Genomic DNA, 8,076 nt, shown 5'->3' with positions numbered 1-8,076 from the left:
TCTCTCTGTTTCGGCTCATCCGCAGCAAGGGTGCGGACGATGGCGGCCGCAAGGATGGCGGCGATTTCGCCAGCACGGGCGCTGGCGCTCATCTCCGAGGGAGATGCGAGTTCGAGGTTCTTCATGACGGCTCCGGGGAATAGCAACCGTCAGGGATAGTGAGCCTGATCTTCCGAAGCGGATGGCAATTCCGGGTAATCGGCGGAAAAACTTTCGCGTTAACTAAACGGTTGACAGGCGGCATTCTCCGCAGTACGCTCGAGAAATTAACAAATCACGCAACTAGGAAACACCCATGCCTTTCGGAGCCTTCATTCGCAAAAAGCGCGACGAGAAGCAGATCCAGATGAACGAGTTCGCGCGTCAGCTCGAGATTTCGCCTGCGTACTGGTCGCGCATCGAACGCGACATGGAGAAGCCGCCCAAAGACGAACTGATCCGCAAGGCAGCTGAGATTCTGGGCATCAGCCCAGACGACGCATTCGGCGAAGCCAGCCGCCTGCCGCCGGACATCCGCGACGATGTGGGCAACGTGGTGCGGATGTACCGCCGGGAAGTCACGGAGAAGAAGTGAATGCCGGTTCTGACCCTCGACTATCGGCATTGCGACCGCAAGCGCCCCAAATACATCAAACACATCGAGATCGAAGCCATCGCCGCGCTGGCCCGTCAGCAGCTGGTGGGAGTCGGTGTCGACGCGATTGCCTTCGACACGCTGCGCCAGATTGAGCGCCTGAAGATCAACGGCATCGACTTCGCGCTCGAGGTCAGCGCCGAATGCGAGGTGCACGACGAGGATGGCAACCATGTCTTCGGCATCTGCGAGTACGACCCCGGTGTTCCCGACACCGCGATGGTGTGCGTCTCGCCCGTTGGCGAAAAACTCAGCGAACTGCTGGCACTGAGCACGCTGGCCCACGAATTGGGGCATGCGGTGTTCGATGCACCGGGCTGGATCATGGACGGCAGCAAGGGGCCGGGGCTGTTCGATGCCTTCGAGCCAGCTGTGCAGCGCGCCTACCGCACCACCACGCCGGACAGCGAGCACTTGGCGAAGGTGCCCACCGGCGTACCGGCAGCGCTGGCGTCCGACGTGCATTTTGCCGAGCTGCGCGCCAATGAGTTCATGGGTTCGCTGCTGGTGCCGCGCCAGCTCCTGAACGCGGCTGCAGAAGCGCTGGCTCCGGAGTACAACGTCCACATCCACCGAGGCCCCTCGATTGACCCGGAGATCCCCGGCACCAGCTTGCATCTCACCGCCGATGATCGAGCGGACATGGAATTGCTGGAGCGCGCGCTGGCCCTGCGCTTTGGCGTCAACCCGCGCTTTGTGCAGGTGCGCCTGCAGCGCTACGGCCTGATCCGTTCGGGGGCTGCCGTGCGCTGACCAATGCCATCCCTCCCGCGCCGACCTTGCGTCGGCATTTTTTGAACCCCGCCATTAACAGTTCGCGCAATCGCGCACTTCCTGAAGGAATCTGCCTATGCCTACCGGTCACACCACCACCGCCCAGCAGGAGAAAGTGGTCAACCCGAAGTCGTCACCGAAACGTGCGCGCGAACAGCGATCCGATGACGGCCCCACCATCCTGCCCGGGATGGAGCATTTCGTCGATCTCCTTCGCAAGGTCAAGCGCCCGGCGCTGGTGGTGCGCCTGCTCGAACACGCCAGCGGCGATGCGTTGCCGGAGCTGCAGGCACTGGCCGATGCCGCCAAGGGAAAACTGCCGGTCGAATCCCGTCAGGCATTTTTCCATTGCGTGGCCAAGCTGGATGCTCCCATCCGTCAGTGCCTCGAGGATGCTGTCGAACGAGTGATCCTGCTCGGCGATGACTACGGCGCGCAGGCCGTTCAGGCAGTGCTCGACGCCCGGCGCGAAGACGATGCCGCCGTACTCGCCGCGCCCAGCGACCGCCACAGCCGCGCACTGCACCTGTGCATCCTGCAGGAGTTCCCCGAGACCGGTGCACGCCGCGAAGCGCGCTTCGATCAGGCCGAGCACGAACAGGTGATGCACCGTCAGTGGAAAAGTGAGCACTTCTCGAGCCACTACCTTGGCCCCAAGGGGGTGGAACCGAAAAATGGCGATGACATCGAGGAAGCGCTGCGCACACGGATTGCCGAGCTGTTCCCGCATGTGCCGAAGGAACAAATCCTCATCGAGCAGTTTGTCCGATGCGGCCTGTCGCACGCGCAGCGCGAGGAGGATGACGAGGCTGACGACGAACCCCTGACCCAGTTGCACACGCTGTGCGCCACCTTCAACGGCTCTACCGCACATTACCGGCAAGTCGAAGATGGCCAGGTGGTCGATCACGAGGAGCCCGCCGCCATGTCGGCGCGCTTTTCCTGGGAACCGGCCACCGGGGCGCTGACTGTGTTCTGCGAAGACCGGGAAAAGCGCCGGGAGCTTGCCACCATCTTCCGCGATGTGGCGCTGGCGCACGAGGGCGCGATTGATGACATGCCGATGCGTCAATTTGACCTGCTTGGGTTCTCGACCTCGGCCATGCTGCAGCGGCTAGAACAGGATCGCATCGCGGACATCGAGAAAATCGATATCTTGCAGATCAAGGTGGCCAAGCCCTTTGACCAACAGATGGAGGTGGGTGGAAAAACCGTCGCACGGCAGCTGGCGAGCAAGATGGAAATCACCCGCGACCGGCGCGATGGTCGCAACATCTATCAGGTCGCCTACGAGGATTACGCCGCCGAGGATTTGAGCCAATACGCGCTGGTGCAGGTGAAGCTAGTGATGCGCATGGCCAAGCAGCCCCACCGCAAGGCCCACAACGTCGCCGTGCAGATCACCGCCCCCAACGGCCTGAACGACAAGAGCAAAACGGAGGACGACCGCAAGCGCGTGCTGGAGCAGTTGATCCGCCTCGGCGTACTGAGCGAATTCTGAGGGAGCGCCGACGATGTCATTGCACCTGCACTTCTTCAGCGCCATCGACAGGCTGCCGAGCCTGGCCACGCCTGTGCTGGCCACAACGCTCGGGCGTGACTGGCCTCAGTTTCGGCAACGGGGCTGGATCACCGACGAGGGCCACCTCACGCACGTGATGGCCCCGTTCCTCGACTCCGAATGCGAGGCCGAAATCGAGGCCGATCCGGATGCGGGCTGCTACCGTTATCGCAGCCCGCTGGACGGTCGCACTGTCGTGCAGCCATTGAACGAGATCGCGTTGTACGGCATCCAGATCGAGCCATGGCTGGCCGATCTGGCCCGCCTGATCGGCATCGAAGATCGGCGACGTGCCAGCCGCCCATGCCGCACGCCGAACCATCTCTGGCACCTCGGCGATCTGCGCGTCGCCGGGACGCATGATTTCGCCCCGGTATTCGTAGGTCGGGCATGGATGCGTGCGCCAAGCGCCGAAACCTCTGCGGTTCTTGCCGATTCCGTGTGGCCACGCAGCGGCGTGGTGCTGCAGGCATGCCGCTCACATGCCGTGTTACCGCGTGACCATGTGATCCGGGCGCTCGACGAGTTCGTTCGCGTGGACGGCGGGCAGGACGTTTTCGACGCGAGCGCATTCGACCGGGTGCTGCGCGGCTATGTCACGCCCAGTGGTGCGCCGGAGCCAGAGCAGTATCTACAAGGCACCCGCGTGAAATTGCCTCACTTTGCTTCATCACGACTGGTGAGTGATACGCGGGCGGCAATTCTGAAAGTGATGTGGGGCGTAGAAGGCAAGACGCCACCGGCCATGAAGTGGGCCGACGTTAAACCGCAAGTCCACTCTGCTGCCAGATCTTTTGACGAGGCCTTCGGCGACAAGGAAACGCGAGAGGACTTCCTCGTTCTCGTGAAGTCTGGCGGCTACTACCAAGTCCGCCGCCAATGAAGGTCGTAGATTTTTCCGGAGTCCGATCCGGATTCAGTCCGTAGTTCCATGCGGAGACTTCGATGTGCCCATTTCATCTAGGAGGCACATCGAAATGCAAACCCAAGTTCCAGCAACCCAAACCGGCCGGGATTCATTCCGACCCAACCCCGGCGGTGCCGTGTGCATCGCCCTCGACGAAAACGAGCTCGCCATCCGCTGGGGGCTCTCCGTCAAGACCCTGCGCCGCTGGCGTCAGGAACAGCTCGGACCGATCTACTGCAAGCTCGGCCGCCGGGTCACCTACCTCCTGCACGAAATCGAAGCCTTTGAGCGGCGCGTCTCGCGTTACTCCAGCTTCACTCGTGCGTATCAGTGAGGAGGACGGCCATGAGCGATCTAACCATCTTCCCCGCCGACATCGCCGAGATGTCCGTCAGCCAACTGGCCGCACTGCCGCCCGAGCAGAAGCGCGAGATCGACAAGAACCTCGACGCGGCTATCGACTGGCTCAAGAAGGCCCGCACCAAGTTCGACGCGGCGCTGGATCATTGCTACGGCGAGCAGGCCCGCGCCGCGCTGCGTGAATCCGGCCGCGATTTCGGCACCGCCCACATCAGCGACGGCCCGCTGCGGCTCAAGTTCGAGTTGCCCAAGAAGGTCAGCTGGAACCAGCAGCAATTGACCGAAATCGCCGAACGCATCGTGGCATCAGGCGAGAAGGTCGAGGGCTACCTCGACATCAAGTTGTCCGTCTCCGAATCCCGCTTCACGAACTGGCCGCCTGCCTTGCAGCAGCAGTTCGCCGCCGCTCGCACCGTGGATTCCGGCAAGCCGTCTTTCACTCTTTCCCTTGATTCGGAGTAATAGCCATGAGTGCAATCATTCCCTTCCAGTTTGAAGCGCACGCTGTGCGCGTTCAGGTCGACGACGCGGGCCAGCCGTGGTTCAACGCCGCCGACGTCTGCGCGGCTTTGGAACTCTCGAATCCGCGCGATGCTCTCACCAAACACGTCGATTCGGATGATGTCGCAAAACGCGACGTCATCGACAACCTTGGACGCACCCAGCGCGCCAACCACGTCAACGAGTCGGGCCTCTACGCCCTGATCCTCGGCAGCACCAAGGATGCCGCTAAGCGCTTCAAACGTTGGGTGACCAGCGAGGTGCTGCCCGCGATCCGCAAGACCGGCAGCTATGCCGTTCCCGCTGCGCTGGCGGCCTTGCCTGCACCGACCCATGACCGTGTATCCGCGATTCTGCTGATCGGCGAGGCTGTGGCGAAGGTGCCGGGCGTCAAGCCGGGCATCGCAGCGGCGGCAACGCTCACCTGCATTCAGGAGAACACGGGCATCACCACCGAGGTGCTGCGCCGCGCGCTGCCGTCGGCCAACGAACCGATCTGCGCGCTCAACGCCACCCAGCTCGGCAAGCTGCTCAACCGCTCGGCCAAAGCCACGAACCAGATGCTGGCAGCGGCTGGCCTGCAGTTCCGGAACGACCGTGACGAATGGGAACTGTCCGAGGCTGGTGAAGCATGGGCCGAGGCCATGCCGTACTCGCGCAACGGCCACAGCGGCTACCAGATCCTCTGGAATCCCGCCGTCGCCGATGAACTGAAGGAGGCCGCGTAATGAGCCTTCCCATCATCTCCGCGCAGCAGCGCATGGCCGAACGCAAGGGCGTGAAGCTCTTGATGCTGGGCAAATCCGGCATCGGCAAGACCACCCGGCTCAAGGATCTCGACCCGGCCACCACGCTGTTCCTCGACATTGAGGCGGGCGATCTCGCCGTGGCTGACTGGCCCGGCGACACCATCCGTCCGGCATCCTGGCCGGAGAGCCGCGACTTCTTCGTGTTTCTCGCGGGCCCGGACAAGTCGCTGCCGCCGGAGTCGGCGTTTTCGCAGGCGCACTTCGATCACGTCGTCGAGAAGTACGGTGACCCGGCGCAACTGGACCGCTACCAGACCTTCTTCCTCGACTCGATCACGCAGCTGTCGCGCCAGTGCTTCGCGTGGTGCAAGACGCAACCCGGCGCGGTCAGCGACCGTACCGGCAAGCCGGACATGCGCGGCGCCTACGGCCTGCTCGGGCAGGAAATGATCAGCGCCTTGACCCATCTGCAGCACGCACGCGGCAAGAACGTGGTGTTCGTGGCCATCCTCGACGAGCGGCTCGATGACTACAACCGCAAGGTGTTCGTGCCGCAGATCGAAGGCAGCAAGACCGCACTGGAGCTGCCCGGCATCGTCGACGAGGTTGTGACGCTGGCCGAGATCAAGGCCCAGGAAGCAGACGGCAGTGGCAGCACCTACCGCGCCTTCGTCACGCACACCGTCAATCCCTACGGCTTCCCCGCCAAAGACCGCAGCGGTCGCCTCGATCCGCTCGAGCCGCCCAACTTGCGCGCACTGATCGCCAAGTGCGCGGGTGAGCCCGCCGCCACGCCCGTTCGCACTGCCACCATCCAATCCCACGAATCTCAGGAGTAATCGCCATGACCCAGCAATCCACCACCAGCAACAACTGGAACGACTTCAACGACGCCGAATCGCAGCAATCCGGCTTTGACCTGATCCCCAAGGGCACCGTTGTCGCTGTGCGCATGACCCTCAAGCCCGGTGGTTATGACGATCCCAGCCAAGGCTGGGGCGGCGGTTACGCCACCGAGTCCTTCGACACCGGTTCGATCTATCTGGCCGCCGAGTTCGTGGTCACCGCTGGCGACCACGCCAAACGCAAGATGTGGTCGAACATCGGCCTGCATTCGCAGAAGGGGCCGACCTGGGGTCAGATGGGGCGCAGCTTCATTCGCGCCGCGCTCAACAGCGCCCGCAACGTCCACCCGCAGGACAACAGTCCGCAGGCCGCCGCCGCGCGCCGCATCCAGGGCTTCCACGAACTGGATGGCCTCGAGTTCCTCGCCCGCGTCGACATCGAGAAGGATGGCAAGGGCCAGGACCGCAACGTGGTCAAGGTCGCGGTCGAACCCGATCACCCCGACTACGCCAAGTTGATGGGCGTGCCGCCCAAGACCACGGGTGGTGGCACCTCCGGTGCTCCGGCACAGCCAGCGGCACCCGCGTATCAGGCAGCGCCTGCCCAACGCGCACCCGTGACGGGCAAACCGTCGTGGGCGCAGTGAGGGAGGCCGATGAAATGTTGGGTCTGCAAACGACAAGCACGCGGCTACGGCCACACGGACGGTCGATTCAAGACCGGCGATGCGCGCCGCTACGTGCTCGACTGGGTGTTCTGTTCCCGTCGCTGCCAGGACGCGTTCCACGCGCTGTACGGCAACTGGCAACAGGCCAAGGATGGCTACATCGGCAAGACGGAGGTCGCCATGATCGATCCGTCTGAAGTCGAACTGGCCGCCATGCGCCAATGCCTCAAGTCCTTCGGCGAGGCGGCGGGCGAGATCGGTTTTATCAAGCCTCTGGGCGACTACTCCGAGGCCGAAGCGCTGCGGGTGATCGATGCCATCGTCACTTGCTGGTCGGAGGCGATGGTCGCGCACCACGAGGTCACCAAGTTCCCGCCCGTGCGGGGCTTGCCGCCCACGCCCGATCCGCTGGCACCCGATGCCGCCAATCCGTTCGCGGATCTGGAGGATGACCTGCCTTGGGATGAACCGAAGGGGAAGAAGCCATGATGGACTTCAATTCCTCATCAAGCATCGCGGGCCAGATCACCGCCCTGGTCGACGCCGGGTTGCAACAGGCCCGAGCCCGTCAATCCGAGCGCCAGTACCTCGGGGCCTCGCGCCTCGGGGTGGCCTGCGAGCGCGCCCTGCAATTCGAGTACGCCAAGGCTCCCATCGACCACGGGCGGGACACCCCGGGCCGGATGCTGCGCATCTTCGAGCGTGGCCATGTCATGGAGGATTGCATGGTCGCGTGGCTGCGGGAGGCAGGCTTTGACTTGCGCACCCGAAAGGCTGATGGCGAGCAGTTCGGTTTCTCGGTGGCAGACGGTCGCCTGCAGGGCCACATTGACGGCGTCATCGTGGGTGGCCCTGAGGGCTTTGCCTATCCTGGACTCTGGGAATGCAAATGCCTTGGCAACAAGTCCTGGAGCGATCTGGAGAGAAAGGGCTTGGCGATCTCCAAGCCGATCTACGCCGCGCAAGTGGCGATCTACCAAGCCTATCTCGAACTGCACGAGCACCCGGCGATCTTCACGGCGCTCAACGCCGACACGATGGAGATCTACACCGAGCTCGTGCCCTTTGATGCAGCCC

General features: G+C 63.4%; 12 protein-coding genes. 11 read left to right on the top strand and 1 reads right to left on the bottom strand.

Annotated features, from left to right (window positions below):
* The first annotated feature begins 295 nt into the window (after positions 1-295).
* Both IT472_RS05420 and IT472_RS05415 read left to right on the top strand, forming a co-directional pair.
* Positions 296-574 (top strand): helix-turn-helix transcriptional regulator, encoded by a 279-nt coding sequence (locus IT472_RS05420; protein ID WP_297179525.1) that lies wholly within the window; start codon positions 296-298, stop codon positions 572-574.
* Positions 575-1,387, top strand: coding sequence for a hypothetical protein (locus tag IT472_RS05415; protein ID WP_297179522.1), 813 nt, complete (start codon positions 575-577; stop codon positions 1,385-1,387).
* Between the two features lie 154 nt (positions 1,388-1,541).
* On the opposite strand, the gene IT472_RS05410 is transcribed toward IT472_RS05415, so the two are convergent.
* Positions 1,542-2,003: a hypothetical protein gene (locus IT472_RS05410; RefSeq protein WP_297179519.1), complete on the bottom strand. Its 462-nt coding sequence runs from the start codon at positions 2,001-2,003 to the stop codon at positions 1,542-1,544.
* Between the two features lie 9 nt (positions 2,004-2,012).
* On the opposite strand from IT472_RS05410, the gene IT472_RS05405 reads away from it, so the two are divergent.
* From IT472_RS05405 to IT472_RS05365, 9 genes are all read left to right on the top strand, one after another.
* Complete coding sequence (locus tag IT472_RS05405) at positions 2,013-2,909, top strand: hypothetical protein (protein WP_297179516.1); 897 nt, start codon at positions 2,013-2,015, stop codon at positions 2,907-2,909.
* Positions 2,910-2,922: 13 nt separating this feature from the next.
* Positions 2,923-3,852, top strand: a complete 930-nt coding sequence (locus IT472_RS05400; RefSeq protein ID WP_297179513.1) for a hypothetical protein — start codon at positions 2,923-2,925, stop codon at positions 3,850-3,852.
* A gap of 94 nt (positions 3,853-3,946) precedes the next feature.
* Positions 3,947-4,210, top strand: coding sequence for a hypothetical protein (locus tag IT472_RS05395; RefSeq protein WP_012479850.1), 264 nt, complete (start codon positions 3,947-3,949; stop codon positions 4,208-4,210).
* Between the two features lie 11 nt (positions 4,211-4,221).
* The gene (locus IT472_RS05390; RefSeq protein WP_049246972.1) at positions 4,222-4,698 is read left to right on the top strand and encodes a hypothetical protein; all 477 of its coding nucleotides are present in this window, start codon (positions 4,222-4,224) and stop codon (positions 4,696-4,698) included.
* Positions 4,699-4,703: 5 nt separating this feature from the next.
* Positions 4,704-5,465: a Bro-N domain-containing protein gene (locus IT472_RS05385; protein ID WP_049246975.1), complete on the top strand. Its 762-nt coding sequence runs from the start codon at positions 4,704-4,706 to the stop codon at positions 5,463-5,465.
* Positions 5,465-6,325 (top strand): ATP-binding protein, encoded by an 861-nt coding sequence (locus IT472_RS05380; RefSeq protein ID WP_297179506.1) that lies wholly within the window; start codon positions 5,465-5,467, stop codon positions 6,323-6,325. The genes IT472_RS05385 and IT472_RS05380 overlap by 1 nt, the downstream gene beginning before the upstream one ends.
* 5 nt (positions 6,326-6,330) lie before the next feature.
* Positions 6,331-6,978, top strand: a complete 648-nt coding sequence (locus tag IT472_RS05375; RefSeq protein ID WP_049246979.1) for a hypothetical protein — start codon at positions 6,331-6,333, stop codon at positions 6,976-6,978.
* A 9-nt stretch (positions 6,979-6,987) separates the two neighbouring features.
* A complete protein-coding gene (locus IT472_RS05370; RefSeq protein ID WP_297179500.1) occupies positions 6,988-7,488 on the top strand; it encodes a DUF6511 domain-containing protein in 501 nt (166 codons plus the stop codon).
* Positions 7,485-8,076, top strand: a 592-nt coding sequence (locus IT472_RS05365) for a hypothetical protein (RefSeq protein ID WP_297179497.1), incomplete at its 3' end; no start/stop codon positions are given. The genes IT472_RS05370 and IT472_RS05365, both read left to right, overlap by 4 nt.

It is taken from the genome of Thermomonas sp. (assembly GCF_020850895.1).
Classification (GTDB): Bacteria; Pseudomonadota; Gammaproteobacteria; order Xanthomonadales; family Xanthomonadaceae; genus Thermomonas.
Note: the sequence above shows the minus strand (reverse complement) of the source record. Positions and strands in the feature narration are given on the sequence as shown.